General features: G+C 39.8%; 18 protein-coding genes and 1 pseudogene. 18 read left to right on the top strand and 1 reads right to left on the bottom strand.

Features of this window, described 5'->3' with window-relative positions; genetic code table 11:
- The first annotated feature begins 6 nt into the window (after positions 1–6).
- The 4 genes and pseudogenes from rsgA to PG418_RS13785 form a co-directional block, all read left to right on the top strand.
- On the top strand, positions 7–894 hold the full coding sequence (gene rsgA / locus PG418_RS13800; RefSeq protein ID WP_498837529.1) for a ribosome small subunit-dependent GTPase A: 888 nt from the start codon (positions 7–9) through the stop codon (positions 892–894).
- A gap of 6 nt (positions 895–900) precedes the next feature.
- The gene (rpe, locus tag PG418_RS13795) at positions 901–1563 is read left to right on the top strand and encodes a ribulose-phosphate 3-epimerase (RefSeq protein WP_195250072.1); all 663 of its coding nucleotides are present in this window, start codon (positions 901–903) and stop codon (positions 1561–1563) included.
- Positions 1556–2206, top strand: a complete 651-nt coding sequence (locus PG418_RS13790; protein ID WP_008372144.1) for a thiamine diphosphokinase — start codon at positions 1556–1558, stop codon at positions 2204–2206. The genes rpe and PG418_RS13790 overlap by 8 nt, the downstream gene beginning before the upstream one ends.
- 166 nt (positions 2207–2372) lie before the next feature.
- Positions 2373–2477 (top strand): annotated as a pseudogene (locus tag PG418_RS13785) (hypothetical protein); the annotation flags it as partial.
- A gap of 11 nt (positions 2478–2488) precedes the next feature.
- On the opposite strand, the gene PG418_RS13780 reads toward PG418_RS13785, so the two are convergent.
- Positions 2489–3352 (bottom strand): AraC family transcriptional regulator, encoded by an 864-nt coding sequence (locus tag PG418_RS13780; protein ID WP_055145504.1) that lies wholly within the window; start codon positions 3350–3352, stop codon positions 2489–2491.
- 200 nt (positions 3353–3552) lie between these two features.
- Between PG418_RS13780 and PG418_RS13775 the strand changes: the two genes are divergently transcribed.
- From PG418_RS13775 to PG418_RS13710, 14 genes are all read left to right on the top strand, one after another.
- Complete coding sequence (locus tag PG418_RS13775; RefSeq protein ID WP_498837528.1) at positions 3553–6591, top strand: glycoside hydrolase family 2 TIM barrel-domain containing protein; 3039 nt, start codon at positions 3553–3555, stop codon at positions 6589–6591.
- Positions 6592–6760: 169 nt separating this feature from the next.
- Entirely contained in the window at positions 6761–8158 is a 1398-nt protein-coding gene (locus tag PG418_RS13770) for an MFS transporter (RefSeq protein ID WP_173685743.1), read from the top strand.
- 350 nt (positions 8159–8508) lie between these two features.
- Positions 8509–9309 carry a helix-turn-helix transcriptional regulator gene (locus PG418_RS13765; RefSeq protein WP_498837527.1) on the top strand — a complete coding sequence of 267 codons (801 nt, stop codon included), beginning with the start codon at positions 8509–8511 and terminating at the stop codon, positions 9307–9309.
- A 631-nt stretch (positions 9310–9940) separates the two neighbouring features.
- Positions 9941–10852: an ABC transporter ATP-binding protein gene (locus tag PG418_RS13760; protein ID WP_008372132.1), complete on the top strand. Its 912-nt coding sequence runs from the start codon at positions 9941–9943 to the stop codon at positions 10850–10852.
- The gene (locus tag PG418_RS13755; protein WP_173687203.1) at positions 10852–11754 is read left to right on the top strand and encodes an ABC transporter permease; all 903 of its coding nucleotides are present in this window, start codon (positions 10852–10854) and stop codon (positions 11752–11754) included. The genes PG418_RS13760 and PG418_RS13755 overlap by 1 nt, the downstream gene beginning before the upstream one ends.
- Before the next feature lie 76 nt (positions 11755–11830).
- The gene (locus PG418_RS13750; RefSeq protein WP_498837526.1) at positions 11831–12160 is read left to right on the top strand and encodes a hypothetical protein; all 330 of its coding nucleotides are present in this window, start codon (positions 11831–11833) and stop codon (positions 12158–12160) included.
- Positions 12161–12169: 9 nt separating this feature from the next.
- The gene (locus tag PG418_RS13745; RefSeq protein WP_173685410.1) at positions 12170–12784 is read left to right on the top strand and encodes a TetR/AcrR family transcriptional regulator; all 615 of its coding nucleotides are present in this window, start codon (positions 12170–12172) and stop codon (positions 12782–12784) included.
- 54 nt (positions 12785–12838) lie between these two features.
- Entirely contained in the window at positions 12839–13222 is a 384-nt protein-coding gene (locus tag PG418_RS13740) for a VOC family protein (RefSeq protein ID WP_195254880.1), read from the top strand.
- A 33-nt stretch (positions 13223–13255) separates the two neighbouring features.
- The gene (locus PG418_RS13735; RefSeq protein ID WP_117555617.1) at positions 13256–13585 is read left to right on the top strand and encodes a TfoX/Sxy family protein; all 330 of its coding nucleotides are present in this window, start codon (positions 13256–13258) and stop codon (positions 13583–13585) included.
- 1166 nt (positions 13586–14751) lie between these two features.
- The gene (locus PG418_RS13730; protein ID WP_062304187.1) at positions 14752–15519 is read left to right on the top strand and encodes an ABC transporter ATP-binding protein; all 768 of its coding nucleotides are present in this window, start codon (positions 14752–14754) and stop codon (positions 15517–15519) included.
- The gene (locus PG418_RS13725; protein ID WP_498837525.1) at positions 15509–17581 is read left to right on the top strand and encodes an ABC transporter permease; all 2073 of its coding nucleotides are present in this window, start codon (positions 15509–15511) and stop codon (positions 17579–17581) included. Before PG418_RS13730 ends, PG418_RS13725 begins: the two co-directional genes overlap by 11 nt.
- Before the next feature lie 19 nt (positions 17582–17600).
- Positions 17601–18278, top strand: coding sequence for a response regulator transcription factor (locus PG418_RS13720; protein ID WP_117534742.1), 678 nt, complete (start codon positions 17601–17603; stop codon positions 18276–18278).
- Positions 18275–19300, top strand: a complete 1026-nt coding sequence (locus tag PG418_RS13715; protein ID WP_498837524.1) for a sensor histidine kinase — start codon at positions 18275–18277, stop codon at positions 19298–19300. The genes PG418_RS13720 and PG418_RS13715 overlap by 4 nt, the downstream gene beginning before the upstream one ends.
- Before the next feature lie 977 nt (positions 19301–20277).
- Positions 20278–20738 (top strand): replication initiator protein A (locus tag PG418_RS13710; protein WP_498837523.1); only part of this gene is annotated, 461 nt, incomplete at its 3' end.

Here is a 20738-nt window from a genome sequence, read left to right as displayed (position 1 = left end):
TGTTTTATGCAGGGAAGAATTATAAAAGGGATTGCAGGATTCTACTACGTTTATGACGTAGTAGAATCTGTCATTTATGAATGTAAAGCAAAAGGAATTTTCCGTAAGGAGAAGATTAAACCACTGGTCGGAGATCTGGTAGAATATGAGATCTTAGATGCAGAAGAGAAGACCGGTAATATCATCCGAATCCTTCCAAGGAAGAATGAACTGATCAGACCGGCAGTGGCAAATATTGATCAGGCACTGGTTGTATTTGCAGTGAAGAAGCCGGATCCGCATTTTAATCTGCTGGACAGGTTTCTGGTTATGATGGAGCGGCAGGAGATTCCGGTTATTATCTGTTTCAACAAGAAGGATATTGCAGATGAGCTGGAAATTGAGTCTCTGGAGAAGACTTATGAGGCTTGTGGGTACCGTGTGATCTTTGCAAGTGCCAGAGAAGGAGGAAATATTCTGGAGATTAAAGAGGCACTAAAAGGAAAGACAACAACTGTTGCCGGACCTTCAGGAGTTGGAAAATCCTCTCTGATCAACTGTCTTCAGGAAAATGTCAATATGGAGACCGGAAGTATCAGCAGAAAGATCGAGCGGGGAAAACATACTACCCGCCATTCAGAACTGATCCCGATCGACGAGGATTCCTATATCATGGATACACCGGGATTTTCGTCACTGTATACCAATGATTTTGGCAAGGAAGAATTGAAATATTATTTTCCGGAGTTTGATCAGTATCAGGGAGGCTGCAGGTTTCAGGGGTGTAATCACATCAGTGAACCGGGGTGTCTGGTAAAAGAGGCTCTGGAAGAGGGAAAAGTGCATCAGGTGCGGTATGAAGATTATTGTGAGATGTATCGGGAACTGGAACAGAAGGAAAAAAGGAGGTACTAAACTAAAATGGAATATAAATTATCACCATCTATTTTATCGGCAGATTTTTGTAATCTGGAAGAAGGTATCCGCCAGACAGAGGAAAATGGAGCGGTATATTTACATTTTGATGTGATGGATGGCGTGTTTGTACCGAGTATTTCTTTTGGAATGCCTGTGCTTGCATCAATCAAACCGGCGGTAAAGCAGGTGATAGATACGCATCTGATGATTACGGAACCAATCCGTTATGTGGAAGCATTTGCAGAGGCAGGAGCGGATATTCTTACTGTACATTATGAAGCATGCAAGGATATACGTGCGACTCTGGACAAGATCAAAGCGTGTGGCATGAAGACAGGACTGGCAATTTCACCGGATACACCGGTGGAGGTCCTGAAGGAATTCCTTGGTGAAGTGGATATGTTCCTTGTGATGACAGTCCATCCGGGATTTGGCGGACAAAAGCTGATTTTTGAGATGCTGGATAAGGTCAGAACACTTAGGGCAATGCTGAATGAACGTGGACTTGAGACTGATATTCAGGTTGACGGAGGAATTTATGCATTCAATGTGAAAGAAGCACTGGATGCGGGAGCAAATGTGATTGTTGCGGGATCAGCTGTATTCAAAGGGAATGCAGGAGAAAACACAAGAGAATTGATGGAGATTTTAAAGAATTATGAGTAAGACAGTCATTATCAGTGGGGGAATGCTTGACGAGGGATTTGCAGAGAAGGTTCTTGAAGCAAATCCGGAGGCTTATATTATCGCAGTAGATAAGGGGCTTGAGTATCTGTATAACCATAAGATTGAGCCTCAGTATATTGTTGGGGATTTTGACAGTATTGATCCAAAGGTGATTGATTACTATCGCAAGGAGACGAATATTCCGATCCGGGAATATAATCCGGTTAAGGATGCGACGGATACAGAGATTGCTCTTCGGCTGGGAATTACACTGGGAAGCAAAGAGATGATCCTTCTTGGGGCAACCGGTGGAAGAATCGATCATTTGTGGGCGAATGTCCAGACACTTAGTGTGGCATGTGATGCCGGAGTAAATGCCTGCATTCTGGATGAGAAAAATAAAATCTGGGTAACGAATAAATCCTGTGTGCTGAAAAAGTCAGAAGCATACGGACCATATCTTTCTGTATTTTCTTTGGAAGGCGAGATTTATGATTTTAGTTTGGAGGGTACGAAATGGCCGCTCAATCATCATGATCTGATGCCGTGCGACAGTTTGACGGTGAGCAACCAGTTTGTGGATGATGAAGTGAAGATCAGTTTTGTAAATGGTCGGATTGTTATTATGGAAACGAAAGACTGATAAGAGATGTATAAGAAGAGAAAAGCCAGATATCATTCGAAAATGGTATCTGGTTTTTTGCGTAAAAGATACTAGGTGTCTGAGATGAGTACTTTTTTGATTATAAAGCCGGATTTTGAAAAAATCACGAATCTGAAAAAGGGTTGGATACAATCCGGCAACATGCTGCAGGGAGTGCATCCGAAAGTGGCCTAAAATGCAGTCGGGCAAGGAACTAAGTCAGGCGCTTATGGAGCGTCATCTTCTTTTGGAGGGGAAACTGGATTTATGATATTGTGGATTTTAGAACTTGTTTCTTATCTTTCGGTACTCTCTTGGGGAATATCCTTTCAGCTTGTGGAAAAGCCGGCTGAAATAAAGCTGATTATCATACCCGACGATTTTAGAAATTTCATTGATGGAATAGGTTGTTGTTTCAAGTAACATCTGGGCATTGTTAATTCGGATTCCCACAATAAACTGCATTGGTGTAGAACCTGTGTATTTTTTGAAGTTTCGGATAAACCAGCTGACACTCATTCCACGTGAGGCAGCATAATCATCTATGCTAATATTCTGGTTATAATTTTCACTGAAAAAGGTAACTGCGTTATCCATCTCGTGATCCAGGTATTCATTTTTCGAGATATGTTCCCTGGTCAGTTCCCGATGAAAGATGATAAGAAGATGACGGAGCAGAAGGACAAGCATTTCCTCATAATTATCTTGGCAACGCTGAAGCTCGATGATAATACGCTTGAAAATCTGTTCGTATTCCATAGAGGTTCCGACCTGAAATACACGCTCTTTATCCGGGAATCCATATTGCCGTAGGATATTTTTTACATTGTTGCCTGTAAAATGAATCCAGTATACTTCTGTCTTATCTTTTCCATAATATTCATATTTCTGAAGTTCCTTCGGTCTGTACAGTACAATATTACCGGCGGGGACAATCGTTTCGTTATCCATATTGTCAAAATGAAAATGCCCACAACCAGCAGTGATATAGATAATCTGATAATCCAGGCGTCCCCTTGGACGGTAGGTTGGTAACTTTGGATGGCTGGAAAGGCGGTAAGTACCGCAACTTCCTACAACCAGTGGGCGACTTTTGTCTTTGAAATCCATATGGGAGTGGTTTAAATAACCGGTATTCATATACATATGGTAGCACCTCTTTTCCTTTTTTGTTATTGTATCATTTAGTGCATATTTTGTCTAATCCAATTCATAGACATGTTTTGCAGATTAGGATAAGATATATATAGCAAAACAGAGAAGAGTAAACATAAAAGTAAAAGACAAGGTTTGCTGTGGAAAAACAAAGTGCAAAAAAATGTATATGTATTAAAGGAGAGTTATTTATGATTGTACCACGTTATTATGAGGATTTAAGCGTACTGCATGAAAATACAATGCCAGCCAGAGCCTATTTTATTCCGGCATCCAAAAGAATGGATAACCTGGTGGAGCACAGGGAAGAGTCAGACCGAATGCAGTTATTGAACGGAACTTGGAAGTTCCAGTATTTTAACAGTATCTATGATGTTCAGGAATCCTTCTTTGAGAAAGATTATGATACAGAAAATTTTGATGAGATTCAGGTTCCGAGTGTATGGCAGATGGCAGGATATGACACACATCAGTATACAAACATCAGGTATCCGTTCCCATTTGATCCACCGTATGTACCACAGGATATTCCATGTGGAACATATGCACATACCTTTGTTTATCACAAAGATGAAAATGCACCAAAAGCTTTCTTGAATTTTGAAGGAGTAGACAGTTGCTTTTATGTATGGATCAATGGCTCTTATGTAGGGTATAGCCAGGTTTCTCATATGACCAGTGAGTTTGATATCACCGACCTCCTTCGGGACGGAGAGAACAGCATAGCGGTTCTGGTCATGAAGTGGTGTGATGGTTCCTATTTGGAAGATCAGGACAAATTCCGTATGAGTGGTATTTTCCGGGATGTGTACATTTTGAAACGCCCAAAACAGGCAATCAGTGATTATCATATTAAAACAAGAATTGAGGATATGCTTGCGAAAGTAGAAATTGAAATGAAATTCTACTCTCCGTTAAATGTAAAAATTTCGATTGAAGATAGAAACGGAGCAGTTGTAGCACTAGGAAGTATTGCTGAAGAAGGAACAGCTGTATTAGAAATCGCAAGTCCGGAACTTTGGAATACAGAAAATCCATATCTATATAAACTGATTCTTGAAACAGAGAATGAAGTAATTGTAGATCACATTGCATTAAGAAAGATAGAGATTAAAGACCAGGTTATTTATTTAAATGGACAGAAGATTAAATTCCGTGGTGTCAATCGACATGATTCTGATCCGGTTACTGGATTTACAATCAATCCGGAACAGATTACAACCGATCTTACGTTAATGAAGCAGCATAATTTTAATGCGATCCGTTCCAGCCACTATCCGAACGCACCATTTTTCTATGAAATGTGTGACAAGTATGGATTCATGGTAATAGATGAAGCAGATATTGAAGCTCATGGTCCATTTATGATTTACAGAAAAGAAGACACCGATTACAATCGGTTCAAACGATGGAATGAGAAGATTGCAGATGATCCGGTATGGGAAGAGGCAATCGGTGATCGAGTAAAACTCATGGTGGAACGTGACAAAAACCGTTTCTGTATTGTTATGTGGTCAATGGGAAATGAGAGTGCTTATGGCTGCAACTTTGAAAAAGCACTGGAATGGACAAAGAATTTTGATCCAGACCGTATCACACAATATGAGAGTGCAAGATATCGTAATTATGATGAAACATATGATTACAGCAATCTGGATGTGTACAGCCGGATGTACCCGGCGTTTTCCGAAATTCAGGAATATCTGGATAAAGATGGAAGCAAACCCTTTCTTTTGGTAGAGTACTGTCACAGCATGGGAAACGGACCTGGAGATTTTGAAGATTACTTCCAGATGATTCAGGATAATGATAAAATGTGTGGCGGCTTTGTCTGGGAATGGTGTGACCATGCGATTGCTCATGGAACTGCTGAGAATGGAAAGACTATATATGCTTATGGGGGCGACCATGACGAAGAAATTCATGATGGCAACTTCTGTATGGATGGATTAGTATATCCGGACAGAACGGTACATACAGGACTTTTGGAATACAAGAATGTTTATCGCCCGGCAAGGGTTATTTCCTATGACAAAGAAAGCGGAGAACTGGTGCTTCATAACTACATGGATTTTGATAATCTGAAAGATTATGTGAAAATCAGCTATGAATTGACACAGGATGGACTTTTGATTGGGAAAGGAAAACTTGATGAAGTATCTGTGGTACCACATAGTGAAGGAAAAACAAACCTGCAGGTCAACGTTCCGGAAAATGGAAAATGCTATTTAAAACTCACTTACCACCTGAAAAAAGAAATGCCTCTGCTGGAAGAGGGTTATATCCTTGGATTTGATGAGATCGAAGTAAGCCAGAAGGATGCCAAATGCCAGTTAGCAGAAAAATGGGTTGAAAAAACAGTGACGGATTCTGAATTACAGGTGAGTGAAGATGATACCCAGATTCATATCAAAGGCCGTGAATTCGCATATACAATCGACCGACGGACTGCACTTTTTACAGAGATGAAATTTGCAGGTCGGGAATATCTGAACCACCCGATGGAATTAAATATCTGGAGGGCACCAACAGATAATGATATGTACATCAAGTCTGAATGGAAGAAAGCCCATTATGATAAAGCTTATACAAGAGCTTACACGACAGAGGTCGTGCAGGGAAAGCATGGTGTGAAAATTACAAGCCATGCATCCGTTGTGGCAGAGACAGTACAGAAGATTCTTGATGTGACGATCACATGGAAAATAGAAGCTGCTGGAAAGATTGATGCAGATATTGAAGTAACAAAAGATGATGAATTCCCGGACCTGCCAAGATTTGGTGTGAGGATGTTCCTGGATAAAAAACTTTCAGCTACACGATACTTTGGAATGGGACCACAGGAAAGCTATTGTGACAAACATCAGGCTGCGAGCCACGGCTTGTATCAGGCAAATGTAGATGATTTGCATGAGGATTATATTCGCCCACAGGAAAATGGAAGCCATTATGATTGTGAATATGTAGAGCTTAACAACAGCCGATATGGAATTGTGGTCTCTGCGGAAAATGCCTTCTCATTCAATGCTTCTTATTATACGCAGGAAGAACTTGAGGAGAAAACGCATAATTATGAACTGACAGAATCAGATAGTGTAGTATTTTGTGTTGACTATGCACTAAATGGCATTGGTTCTAACAGTTGTGGTCCAGTTGTATTGGAGCAGTACCGATTTGATGATGTATTATTCCGGTTCCAGTTTACACTGATACCGTATATAAAGGGATAATAAAGTTTCATGTAACCTGTAAACAAGGAAAGAGAGTCTGATTGTTATGTAAAGTCCGGATATACAGAGCAATCAGACAAAAACAGAGAAAAAACTAGAATTAGACATCATACTCTGTTAGACATCTTGAAATTCTAAGTGCGATGAAGATGAGGAGCAAAGAAATTCGATGGAAGAAAAAAAGTATTTGAAATGGTATAACAAAATTGGATATGGATCAGGCGATATTGCAGGTAATGTAGTCTATGCGTTCCTGACATCTTTTATGATGGTCTATTTGACGGACTCAGTAGGACTTGCTGCAGGTGTCGTAGGTACCCTGATTGCCGTATCAAAACTATTTGATGGTTTTACGGATATATTTTTTGGATCAATGATTGACAAAACACACAGTAAAATGGGAAAAGCGAAACCCTGGATGCTATATGGATATATTGGTTGTGCCATTACGCTGGTCTGCTGTTTTGCAGTACCAGTCAGCTTGGGAACAACGGCTAAATATGCATGGTTCTTTATCTCTTACACACTGTTAAATGGTGTGTTTTATACAGCAAACAATATTGCTTATTCAGCACTTACGTCACTGATTACAAAGAACAGCAAAGAGCGTGTGCAGATGGGATCTTACCGTTTTATTTTTGCGTTTTCAACAAGTCTTCTGATTCAGGCAATTACAGTTGGATTTGTAGATAAATGTGGTGGAGATGCTGCAGCATGGAGAACGGTTGCTATTATCTATGCAATCATTGGTCTTGTCGTAAATACGATTTCAGCACTTTCTGTTAAGGAACTTCCTGAGGAAGAACTTAACGAAGGAGAAGTAAAGGATGATAATGAAAAGTACGGAATGGTACAGGCATTCAAGCTTCTTGTTAAAAACAAATATTACATGATGATTTGTGGAACATATATTTTACAGCAGTTATATGGTGCCATGATTGGAGCTGGCATTTATTACATGACATGGGTACTGAAAAATAAGAATTTGTTTGGAAAATTTGCATGGGCAGTAAATATTCCACTGATCATTGCCCTGATTTTCACACCGACATTAGTTGGTAAGTGGAAAGGTATGTATAAACTGAACTTAAGAGGTTACGTCTTAGCAGTCATCGGTAGAGCACTTGTTGTTGTTGCCGGATATATGGGCAGTGTTCCGCTGATGATGGCATTTACAGCTCTTGCAGCCTTAGGTCAGGGACCATGGCAGGGAGATATGAATGCAGTTATCGCATCCTGCTCTGAGTACACTTATCTTACACAGGGAAAGAGAATTGACGGAACGATGTACTCTTGTACTTCTCTTGGCGTAAAAATCGGTGGAGGTATTGGAACCGCTGTTGTTGGATGGCTGCTTGAGTTCAGTGGATATATCGGAACAAATGCAACTCAGCCGCAGTCTGCACTTGATATGATGCAGTTTATGTATCTTTGGCTTCCGTTAATCTTTGATGTATTGATTATGTTTGTACTTTCAAGAATGAATGTAGAAGATGCAAATAAAAAACTGAAAGCAGAAAAAGGAATTGCTACAGATGAAGTAACAGATGCATCAGACATAAATTAGAATTGACAGGAGAAAGCGTTGTCTGGTCGTTGCCCGATGAGACAGTGCTTTTTCTATATATAAAGTGATAGAACTGGATTTTGAAAATAAAAAAGGACCACTTCATTTTTGTGAAATGGCCTTAAGAAAATATTCAGTTTTCACAAAATAGTCCTTTTAGTATTTATACATGGTAAGGATGCTCAAAATATTCAATGTAGAATACTAAAAGGTCATTCAGATATTTTTTTAGGTTGCTCATTTGCAATTCCTCCTTTCCTTATTTACAAGTTGATTATAAGATAGGTGTAAAAGGATTGCTTGCCAAATCGAAAGAAGATATAGACAAATGTTGCAAAGGGGAGTATTTCATGCAGTTAAAATATGTTGACACAAAAGAGGAGATCATAGCAATAAATAGGAAGTCAAAACATATTGAACCTCATCTTCATAATGCACTGGAGATCGTTTGTGTAACAAGTGGAGTATTAGAACTTGGTGTCGGACAGGAACTATACCATATGGAAAAAGGAGATATAGGCTTTGTATTTCCAGATGTTATTCATCACTATCAGGTACTGACACCCGGTGTAAATAAAGCGACTTATCTGATTACATCGCCATTTACGATAGCCAAATTTGCAGATATCATGCAATCCATGGCTCCTGAATACCCAATCATCAAAGCGGAAAAGGTTGAACCGGAGGTATATAGGGTTATAAATGCAATTTTAGAGACAGAACAGTCGGATATTACTGTTGCACAGGCATATCTTCAGATTGTGTTGGCACGCTGCATAGGAAAATTAAATTTGGTAGAAAAGAGTAATGTGGGGAGCAACGATCTTATTTACCAGACAGTTTCCTATATATCAGCAAATTTTAAGAAGAAATTTTCGCTGGAAGAGATGGCAAAAGATCTGGGGGTGAGCAAATATGTTTTATCCAGACTCTTTTCCAAAACATTCCATAGAAACTTTAATCAATATCTTAACGATGTAAGGCTGAACTATGCATGCCAGCGTTTGGAAAATACGAGTGATTCTATTACAAATATTTGTCTGGATAGTGGATTTGAAAGTCAGAGAACATTTAACCGAGTATTTAAAGAAAGATATAAAATATCACCGAGTGACTACCGGAGTACATGTCTGAAAGATATGTTGTCATAACATATAGATTAATAAATTCAATAAAAATCTGATTATCAGTCTGAAATAAGTATCTCTGGGTGGTATTTATAATATGGGGTAGTGGTTAATTATTATGTCATATGCTTCTAAATGTAATGTTTTGAGGGGAGACATGAGCAATAGGAGAAGTGGTATTTGCATCAATGGGTCCAACAAAAAGAATTAAACAATAAGAATGAACAAAGTGTTGTAATCATCATACTGGTTGCAACACTTTTTTTTCGACATTTTTTGAGAATTGTGGGATACCACATATCCGGTAACCGCCATGCTCTGATTTGATTTCTATACCAAAAATCGGAGGAAAGATAATGGCTTATAACAAAACAAGTGAAGAACGAAAGTGGCAAGCGAAAAAATTATATTTTTTATTCATATGATCCGATGATTTATGTTTCGGATGCTTATCCGATAGAAGTGATAGAAGATTAGAAAAAGATTGACAAGTTACCAATTGGTTACTAGAATATAAGCAACCGAATGGTAACTGCTAAGGGGCATGGACAATTTTTGCATTCATATTACTTTTTAATATATGGATTTTATTTTAAAAGATAAATCCAACATATGCTGCAGCATTTAAGGAAAAATGAAAATATAAGGAGAAGATATGGAATCAGATATCATTAAAATCAGCCACTTGAATAAAAGCTTTGGCGAAGTAAAAGCGGTAAATGATTTGAGCTTTCGTGTGAAAAAAGGAGAATTGTTTGCATTTCTAGGAGTAAACGGTGCAGGGAAAAGTACAACCATTTCTATTCTTTGTGGACTGCTGAAAAAAGACAGTGGAACGGTTCAGGTAAACGGAATAGAAACTGACAAAGCCGGCGCACAGACAAAAAGGATGCTTGGTGTTGTATTTCAGGATAGCGTACTTGATAAACCACTTACGGTGAAAGAGAACCTAATGAGCAGAGCTGCTTTGTATGGCATTACAGGAAATGCCTTTGATAAGAGATTACAGGAGCTGGTCGAGATTTTGGATTTTGACGAGTTTTTAAACAGACCTGTAGGTAAGCTGTCGGGCGGTCAGAGAAGAAGGATTGATATTGCCCGTGCATTATTGCACAGACCGGAAATTTTGATTCTTGACGAGCCTACAACAGGGCTTGATCCACAGACAAGGCAATTAATCTGGAATGTTATCGAGAAGCTTCAGAAAAATGAAAATATGACAGTATTTCTAACCACCCATTATATGGAAGAGGCTGCTAATGCCGGGTATGTTGTGATTCTCGACAAAGGAAGTATCGCAGCGGAAGGTACACCGTTTGAACTTAAAAATGATTATGTACAGGATATAGTATCTGTTTATGGTGTTTCCGAAGATGAAATAAAGTCATTGAACAGAGAATATAAAAAAATACGTGACGGATATCAGATAAAAGTAAGAAATACGAAGGAAGCTACGGAGCTTATTGTAGAACATCAGGACCTATTCAGGGATTATGAGGTAGTAAAAGGCGGAATGGATGATGTATTTCTTGCAGTCACAGGGAAAAAGCTAGGAGGTGAGCATTGATGAGAACAGTATTGGCATTAATGAACAGGAACAGGAAACTGTTTTTTAAAGATAAAGGGATGTTGTTTACATCAATGATTACCCCCGTCATTCTGATTGTTCTGTATGCTACGTTTCTTGCAAAAGTTTTCAGAGATTCTTTTACAGCAGCGATTCCGGATATGATCACGATTTCAGATAAGCTCATTAATGGAACCGTGGCAGCACAACTGACAGCATCACTTATGGCAGTAAGCTGTATTACTGTAACATTCTGCGTGAATCTGACTATGGTGCAGGACAAGGCAAATGGAACATGGAAGGATTTTAATGTTTCGCCGGTCAGCAAGGGAAAAATATATTTAGGATATTTTCTGTCAACAGTAGCTAATTCAGTGATGGTCAATACACTTGCGTTTGTATTATGTCTGGGATATCTGCTTAAAATGGGATGGTATCTGAATGCAGCAGACGTATTATGGGTTCTATTTGATATGATATTGCTCGTCCTGTTTGGAAGTACACTTTCAAGTATCATTAGCTTTCCGTTGACAACACAGGGACAGCTTTCGGCTGTAGGTACAATTGTCAGCGCAGGATATGGTTTTATATGTGGTGCTTATATGCCGATTTCAAATTTTGGATCAGGTCTTCAGAAGGCACTGTCTTATCTTCCGAGTACATATGCCACTTCATTGATTAAGAATCATATGCTTCACGGAGTATTCATGGAGATGGAGAGAAAACATTATCCGGATGAAATGGTTGAAGCGATAAGAGCCACTCTTGATTGCAATCCGGTATTTCATGGAAATGTAGTAGGTGTAAATCAGATGATCGGTATTATGATGGGAAGTATAGCTGTATTCGGAATTATTTATTATTTTGTTACATTGCTGCCAGATGGTGAAGGCGGACGATAGAAAATATTATTTTCGGCAGATAGACAAAGCCTTTTTCATTTCACCAATCGTTGATATGGAAAAGGTGATTTTTGACATGATGAGATGGGCGGATATAACGGAAGAAAAGTTACGTGAAAAACAGTTGATAACTACAGGATTTGGAGAAACATTGTCCTGGGAATATTTGTGTTATGTGCGTAATCATCCGGTTAATTGGTCGGTTCCGACTTGTATATTATATGGAGATAAAGATAATCTGACATCACAGGAGACTATCCATAAGTTTGCCAATGATGTCGATGCAGAACTAACAATAATGCAAAACGGCATGTTATTTTTTCAAGATGCAGGGAGAAAGAAAACACTAATTTATAATTTACTTGACAAGTTACCAAAAGGTAACTTAATAACAGATTTAAATTAGGAGATAGACATGGAAAGCAAAGAAAAGAACACAAAGGAAAAAATATTGGAAGAAGCTTTGAAGTTATTTGCACAGAGTGGATATATGGGAACATCCATGAATGATATTGCTTCAAAACTTGGAGTAACCAAGGCTGCATTGTATAAGCATTATAAAAGCAAGCAGGAGATATTGGACAGTATTATTGAAAAAATGAATGAATTGGATATTGAGAGAGTAAAGCAGTATGAAATGCCGGAGGGTGATCTGGAAAAGGTTACAGCCGAGTATAAAGAAACGGCATTTGATAAGATTAAGCAGTTCACAAAGGTGCAGTTTCTTCATTGGACGGAGGAAGAATTTTCAAGCTGTTTTCGTAAGATGTTGACATTGGAACAGTACAGAGAGCCACAGATGGCACAGCTATATCAGAATTATCTTGCAAGCGGACCATTAACTTATATGGAAGCTTTGTTTTCAGGAATGCTGGGCGATGAAGGAAAAGCCAGACAGACAGCACTTGATTTTTATGGACCTATTTTTTTGCTTTATAGCATATATGATGGAGCAGAAGACAAAAGTCAAGTGATAAAGTTACTGGAAGAGCATATGGATCATTTCTTACAGGAAATGCAGATAAGTTGAAAGGGTGAAGCAATTTGAACGATGAATCAGAGCATCAGGAATGGAGTAATAATCATGAGAATTGAACATGTTGCACTTTATGTAAATGATTTGGAAAATACAAAAAAATTCTTTATGAAATATTTGGGAGCAAAATCAAATGCTGGATATCATAATCAGAAAACAGGCTTTTATTCGTATTTTCTCACATTTGAGGATGGTGCACGTATTGAAATAATGAATTTACCGGAAATGGCTGATTTACCGAAGAAAATAGTTCGTACTGGATATTCACATATAGCTTTTAGCGTAGGAAGTGTAGAAATAGTGGATGCATTGACGGCAGAATTAAAAGCGGATGGTTATGAGGTTATCAGTGGACCACGGACTACGGGTGATGGATATTACGAAAGCTGCATTGTTGCGATTGAAGATAATCAAATTGAGATTACAGTATAATTTGAAAATGCAGGTATTTGAAAGGACAAAAACATGGCCTCAAGCAAAGAATATTTACAATTTATATTAGAGCAGTTATCTGATTTAGAAGAAATTAATTATCGTGCAATGATGGGAGAATATATCATATATTATCGTGGCAGGATTGTCGGAGGCATATATGATGACAGGTTACTTGTGAAACCGACAAAATCTGCAGTTTCTTATATGGCAACTGCGATTTATGAATTACCGTATGAAGGGGCAAAGGAGATGCTGTTAGTAGAAGATGTTGACAGTAAGGAATATTTGGCTGGACTTTTTAAAGCAATGTATGACGAATTGCCGGTTCATAAATCAAACAACAAAATAAGGAAATTTTGATAAAGCATTCACCCGGAATGGGTGAGTGTTTTTGGTTTTCAGGTATTCAAATAACCGAAAAATTTTTCATCAAGAACGATCTGTCATTGGCGGCAGGCGCAACAAATTTCTTAGAGAAAATTAAGTTTTACAAATAAGGTTGCTTACAAGTGTAAAGAAAACAGAAACTTAAATATTCACAAAGAGAAAAGGCTATGGTATAATACAGAGTACTGAATTTAGATAATTATACTGAAAATCAAAGGATTTATAGGAGGAAATATACAAAATGAAATTAGGAATCGTTATTACGAGACCGATTTCATAAATGTCCATATAAGTTGTTAAATGCCTTTAAATGCTGATAGCTAGAGCATTTAACGGATTTCCGACTTGGATAAAACTCTATATAAATTCATGTAAGTTTTTGAAAAATGGCCCACTTTGTGGCCCATTAACTTTTGATTGAAGTCCTAATATGGTAAGGAGAAGTGCTTGTATGAGCGCTTCTTTTTTGCAAGTATTATAATAAAAATAACTGGTGATTAGGTTCCAATATGAATATGTAACTGGAATTTTAAAGGCATAGTATGTTGTACCATCTAATAAATTTTGCTTTCATTTTTGCTCATGACCATGAGACTTTTTTCACTCAAACTGCATGCTGATGATATATTTCTAGTATCGGACAGAACGTTGTTGTATTATGATTTGCTTTTAATTGTCACGGCAGTGTTTAATGGATGCTGTGAAAGCCTAGGCTTTAAAGGATTTTTTGATGATTGACGAATAATTTACACCTTATTTATACCTTTGGAAGACCGGATCGGAATAATAGAGAAATAAAGAAATAGATAAATATAACAGGAAGCAATTTTGTCATATTGGAAATAATTAAAATTTGCTGAACCGTGTTGATTTTATTGATTGAGTATAATAAAAGTAAGAACAGAAACTTCCATGTTTGAAGCGGTTACCAGAATTGACAAAGAAATGCAAGTTAGCCAATCCGGTAGTCCAGCATATTTTTTCATTGTCACCCGACGTTTTTACAAAACATATACTTATTCCGCTTGATGCGTCATTCTTGTTCTGAAAACAGGAACAGAATCCTTACAGCGACTGTAAGTGTTATTTATTGTGCTTCTGTGCTATCATTTACCCAGAAATGGATAGGAGGCATTCACATGAAACCAATTTTGAATATTGAAAATCTTACCAAAGTCTATGGGACGTTGCCAAACCAGACGAGAGCACTGAACGGAATCACTTTTCAGGTCATGCCGGGAGAGTTTCTCGGTATTATGGGAAGCAGTGGTTCCGGCAAATCCACGCTTCTCAACTGTATTGCAACTGTGATTCAGCCTACAGGTGGAAGCATTCAGGTGGAGGGAGATACTCTGCAATCCCTCAAGGAAAAGGCTCTTGCCGAGTACCGTGGCAAAAAAGTTGGTTATCTATTCCAGAACTTTGAATTGCTGGACAACCTGACTGGCAGGGAAAATATCCTGCTCCCGACTTCCTTGCATGGGGTAGCCGAAACAGAAAGCAGCCAGCGGCTGAAGCAGTTGGCTGACTATCTGGAAATTTCTGATGTTCTGGATAAGTTTCCGTCCAAGATGTCCGGTGGCCAGCGTCAGCGTGTTGCGGCAGCAAGGGCTCTGATCTTACATCCCCAAATGATCCTTGCCGATGAACCGACGGGTGCGCTGGATTCTAAGAACGCAAGAAGTCTTATGGAGAAGCTGTCCGGCCTGAATCGTGACGAACAAGCTACGATCTTGATGGTAACCCATGATTCCAATGCCGCCAGCTTCTGTAAGCGCATCCTGTTCATCCAGGATGGCGTGATCTTTCATGAGCTTCGGCGTGGAGACGAAAGCCAGCAGGAGTTCTACGGGCGCATCCTGAAGGTGATGGCGCAACTGGGAGGGGGCAGCGCAAATGTTCTCTAATCTCATTCTTCGGAACAGTCGCCGCAGCCGAAAGGAAAACGGTCTGTTTTTCAGCTCCCTGGTGATTTCTATTGTTGCATTTTACATGATTCTTTCCATCTCCACTCAAGATGTGATGCTCTTTTTGCAGAAAATGGAGAGTGACGCAGTTGACAAACTCCTGCTTCTGATTCCTGCGTTTTATGGGATGACCCTCGGTATTCTGTTCTTTTTGATCTATTTTGCCTGCAAGTATCAGTTCGAGCGCAGACGGCATGAGTTTGGTGTTTATCTAATGTTGGGGATGCGTAGAAGTAAACTGTTTGGTATGCTTCTGGCGGAAGATTTCCTGACCAGTATTCTTGCCATGCTCATAGGATTACCTGTGGCTGTGGTGCTTTCAGAAATTGTCAGTCTTGTCACCGCCAAACTGGTAGGCATGGGGATCATCGGTCATCAGTTTTCTTTATCCTGGTCTGCGATTGAATGGACGCTGGCAGGATTTCTGGCAATTAAGCTGACGGCACTTCTGATTTTGAGTGGACGAATCAGCCGCCAAGAGATCGGTACTTTGCTATCCCAGCCAACGAACCACCCCAAAAAGCAAATGCCATCTGTTATCTATGGACTGGCTGCTATATGCGGAAGTGTGATGTTGGCAGTGGCTTACTACATGGCGATTCAGGGAATTGCATGGACAAAGGTAAGTATGATGGGACTGACTTTGCTGTTGGGCATAGTTGGTACGATGCTGCTTTTCTATGGGATGCGTGCGCTGATTGCTTTGATTGTTAAGAAAGGAAAAGGAAATAAGCAGCTGCATGTATTTACCTTCCGGCAGATTCAGGAGAATGTCATTCATCAGTCAAACTCCATTGCCATCAGCTCCCTGCTGATTCTGGCAGCGCTGTGTTGTTTTGGTGCGGGCGTAGGAATTGCAGGAACGAATAGCCTGTCTTCTGGCCATGTAATCGACTATACTTTTGAAGATCATACTGCAGAAGATTCATCGCAGGTTCTTCCGAATATAAAGGCAGCCCTGAAAGAAAACGGTTTGGAAAATCAATTTTCAGAGCTTTTTGAAATGAGGGTTGGGAGTATTCACACCACAGAAGATTATGATAATGCCTACAGCATGGACGTTGTTATGGACTCTCTTCGAAGCCTGCCCCAGTCGGAAGACCGGGATGTCCTTTTGAACAATCTTGATTATGCCACATACCCATATTTGATTTGTTTATCGGACTATAATCGTTTGTTGGAATTGTCCGGCAATCCGGCTCTCCAATTAGGCGAAAAGGAGGCCGCTGTCTATATTGATACAGAGTTTACTACGGTAAGCCGTACCGCAATGCTGAACCAAGTATTGGCCGGGCATCCCAAGGTGGAACTGGATGATAGTCCGATTCATCTTACAGGAGAGGTTCAGTCTGTGAATTTGGTCACGGACCGTTCTATAACCTTGTCCTTTGCATTGATTCTTCCGGATGAAGCATTCCTATATTATAGCCAGGGGATGTATGATACCTATGTCAATGCGGTGCTCAGTGAACAGGCTCTGGATGGAAATAGCCTTATGACTGCATATTTGGATTTGAACGAGAAGCTGGACGAAACTGGCATTGAATATGAAAGCTATCTTCAGAATATGGGTCGTCAGCTTTTCTACACCATAGCATACAGTTATATTACCCTATATCTAGCAATTGTTTTCCTGGTAGTTGCCAACACCATCGTGGGTGTTCAGTTCCTGATGAGTCAGCAGAAAACCGGGCGCAGATACCAGACTCTGATCCGCCTGGGAGCTACTTACGAAACCCTTTGCCAGTCTGCTGGAAAGCAAATTACCTGGTTTATGGGACTTCCTGTATTGGTTGCGGCTGTCAGCAGTCTGTTTGGAGTCAGGGCGTTATTTACAGGGATACTCTCGTCTCGAACCCGTGGGACAGTGTCTGAAATGCTGCTTGTATCTGCTACTATGATTTTGCTGCTTTGCGTGATAGAATATATTTATATGAGAGTGGTCAAGCACTCCAGTGATCGGTATTTGCTGACACTGATGCAGCCACAGAGAGAAGAATAATTTGGAAGGAGGTGCTGCCGTGAAAAGAATTGCTGTTGTGGAAGATGAAGTCTATATGCGGGAAGAACTCTGCAATATGCTTCAAAAGGACGGGTATCTTGCGGAGGCAATCACCGAGTTGGAAGATGCCGCTCGGCTCCTGGCAGCCCTCCGTCCTGACCTTGTGATCTTAGACCTGAATTTGCCGGAGATCAGTGGCTTTCAAATCTGCCAGGAACTAAAGAATAAAACCGCTATCCCCGTCCTGGTACTGACTTCCAGAGATCAGGTAAAGGATGAACTGCAAGCGTTCCACTTGGGTGCTGATGAATATTTGACGAAGCCGTGCAGAAAAGATCGACTTCTTGCCAGGGTATCCAATATTCTCAAAAGGTATGAAGGCCGTACCAATCTCATAGAGGGACCAGATTTCCTGTTAGACCAGCAGACCTACACGCTTTATATTCATAATACCTCTGTCGTGCTTCCAAAAAATCAGGGAAAACTGTTGGTTGCTCTTTTGTCCGGCGGCGATGCTCTGGTCACGACGGAGCAACTTTGCATAGCACTATGGGGAACCACGGAATACATAGACGAAAATGCCTTGCAGGTTAATCTGACCAGGCTGAAAAAGACGATGTCCGGTCTTGAGATGAAGCAGCGAATCGTTGCGGTTCGTGGGATGGGCTATCGTCTGGAAACGGGGGTGGCTCCATGAAGCGGCTTTGGCGCATGATAGAACGGTACTACCCCTGGCTGCTGTTGCTGTTGGGCGTGGATTGCTTTTGTGCTATCATTCTTTGGATTTCTGACATTCAGGCATTTCAAACCTTGAGTGGGTTAGTAGTTCTGACAAGCCTCCTTTTGTTTTCAGCAATTCTGTTTGTACTAAACAAGCGGGAGACCACCCGCCGAGAGCTGTTCCGGGATTTCCTCAGTGATCCTACCATCTGCAACGAGGAACGGCTGCTCAGTGCCATCAGCCGGGAAGAAGGAGAATCTATCCGGCTTCTGGCATCAGTTTTACAGGAACACAAAACTGAGAGTAACAGTATGGCAGATGCCCTACAGGACTATGAAGAATATGTGGAGGGCTGGGCACATGAAGCGAAAACGCCCCTATCGTTGTTGACCATGCTCCTGGATAATCGGAGCAACGAAATGTCTCCTCCCCTGCAAGCAAAACTGGATTATGTCCGCAGTCAGCTTCAGGAGGATGTCACTCAGATGTTATACTATGCCCGGTTAAAGAGCAGTACAAAGGATTATCAGTTTAAGGATATCAATTTGAATGACTGCTTGGGGGAAGTTCTGGAGGACTATGCCCCACTTCTGGAAGAAAAGCAGTATGTAATTATCAATAAACTGCAATCTGAAACAGTCTATACAGACCGTAGAGGGCTTCAGTTTATGTTGGGACAGATCGTGAGCAATGCCATAAAATATAGCAGCGATAGTCCCATACTAACAATCTCTATGATACATTCGGAGATCGCAGATGTCCTTTCAGTTGAGGATAATGGCATCGGTGTAAAAAAATATGATCTGCCGTATATTTTTCAAAAGGGCTTTACCGGGGATTCTACTGACAGCAGAAAGAAAGCTACCGGTATAGGGCTTTACCTGGTTAAGAAGATGGCTGACGATCTAAACCTTCGTCTGGAAGCTGCTTCCCCGTGGGAAAAGGGCTTTAAGATAGTCATCTTCTTTCCAAAATTGAGATCCAACGGAGGAAAATAATATAAGCAAAAAACGGGGCTGTAAAATAAGTCTCTGCTAAAGAAACGCTAGTTCCGACAAATGCTGGTTCTGGCGTTTCTTTACATTAATATATGTTTTTTGAAAATCGTCACTGTTTTATGTAAAAAGGGTACACTTAATAAGCTTGGATAGATTTCTTCTGTACGTCCATATTTTTTATATCTTACATGTTGTTTTCGTTTGAAAAGAAATTTACGTCCATTAGGGCATATAGGATTTCCGTTCTCATCTCTTATATAGTTTACAGCACGATAAGGATTCGTGTGATGTTTTTTATCTGCCGTTTCTTTTTTGTACATGGTAAATATCATTAAATTTTTCCATTAAAGGTACAAAGCATTCCATGCCTTGTCTTCCATAAAATCAATTCTACGTTAAAAACATACCGTCTAGACAGCTATTTTTTAAGCTATCATTTGAAAGACATATATAATATATAGGCTCAAATGGTGAAAGTGCCCATTTGGGCCTATTATTGTATGAATTCATACGTTACAACCAGAGCAAGATCCACCCGTGTATTACAGTATTGTCATTTTGACAATTTTGTATTACTTACGAGTAGTAGACTTGATGGGGATTACGTCCCCATACCCACGTGAAAATATAATTGCTGGCAATTACATTTTAGCAGACACGCAAGTGTTTCTGAGTAAGCATCACAGACAACAAAATAAGAAAATTTTGATAAGGCATTCACCTGGATAGGTGAGTGTTTTTTTATTTTCAAATATTTAATTAATCGTAAAAATAAAAAAGTTTTCCTCAGGGGGCTGTAAAAATGTCTCTCAGCGTTTCGTTTTATGTAAGGGTATTTTGGACAGGAAAAATATAAAAATTTTCATCAAGAACCTGTATTTATGCCCTTCATCTTTTGAATATATGTAAGGACATTTTTGAGCCGGCATAAAAATGTTTTTTACAACACTTAGAAATAGAAACGAGGCGAGAAAAGAATGAAATATGAATACATGAAGGAGTCAGAGCAGATGCTTCAGTACTTCCGGTTTCCGAAGTTTTTGCTAAAGCTTCGAATTTCTCAAAATGCAAAATTTCTTTATATGATTTTGTATGACCGGGCGCGGATATCGAGAAAGAATAGCTGGATAGACAAGTATGGAAATGTTTATTTGATATTTCCAATTGATGAATTGTCTGTTCAAATCGGCAAATGCAAATCTTCTGTAAAAACAGCATTGAAGGAATTGGATGATGTGGGACTATTGGTTCGCAGATCCGGTGGATTTTCAAAACCCAATCATTTATATGTAAAAATTCCATCTGATGAGATAGGTTTACAGACGGTTGATGATAAGGCGGTTGAAAAGATGGCTGCAACAGAGTCGGGAAAGCACCCATCATCTGGTTGCAAAAATGGCTGTGCAGGAGTCGGAAATGTGGCACCTAGTAAAGTAAC

Origin of the sequence: Bariatricus sp. TF06-38A (assembly GCF_027690675.1) — a bacterium.
Taxonomy (GTDB): domain Bacteria; phylum Bacillota; class Clostridia; order Lachnospirales; family Lachnospiraceae; genus Allocoprococcus; species Allocoprococcus comes.
The sequence above is the reverse complement of the archived record's forward strand: the minus strand, read 5'-3'. Positions and strand labels throughout refer to the sequence as shown.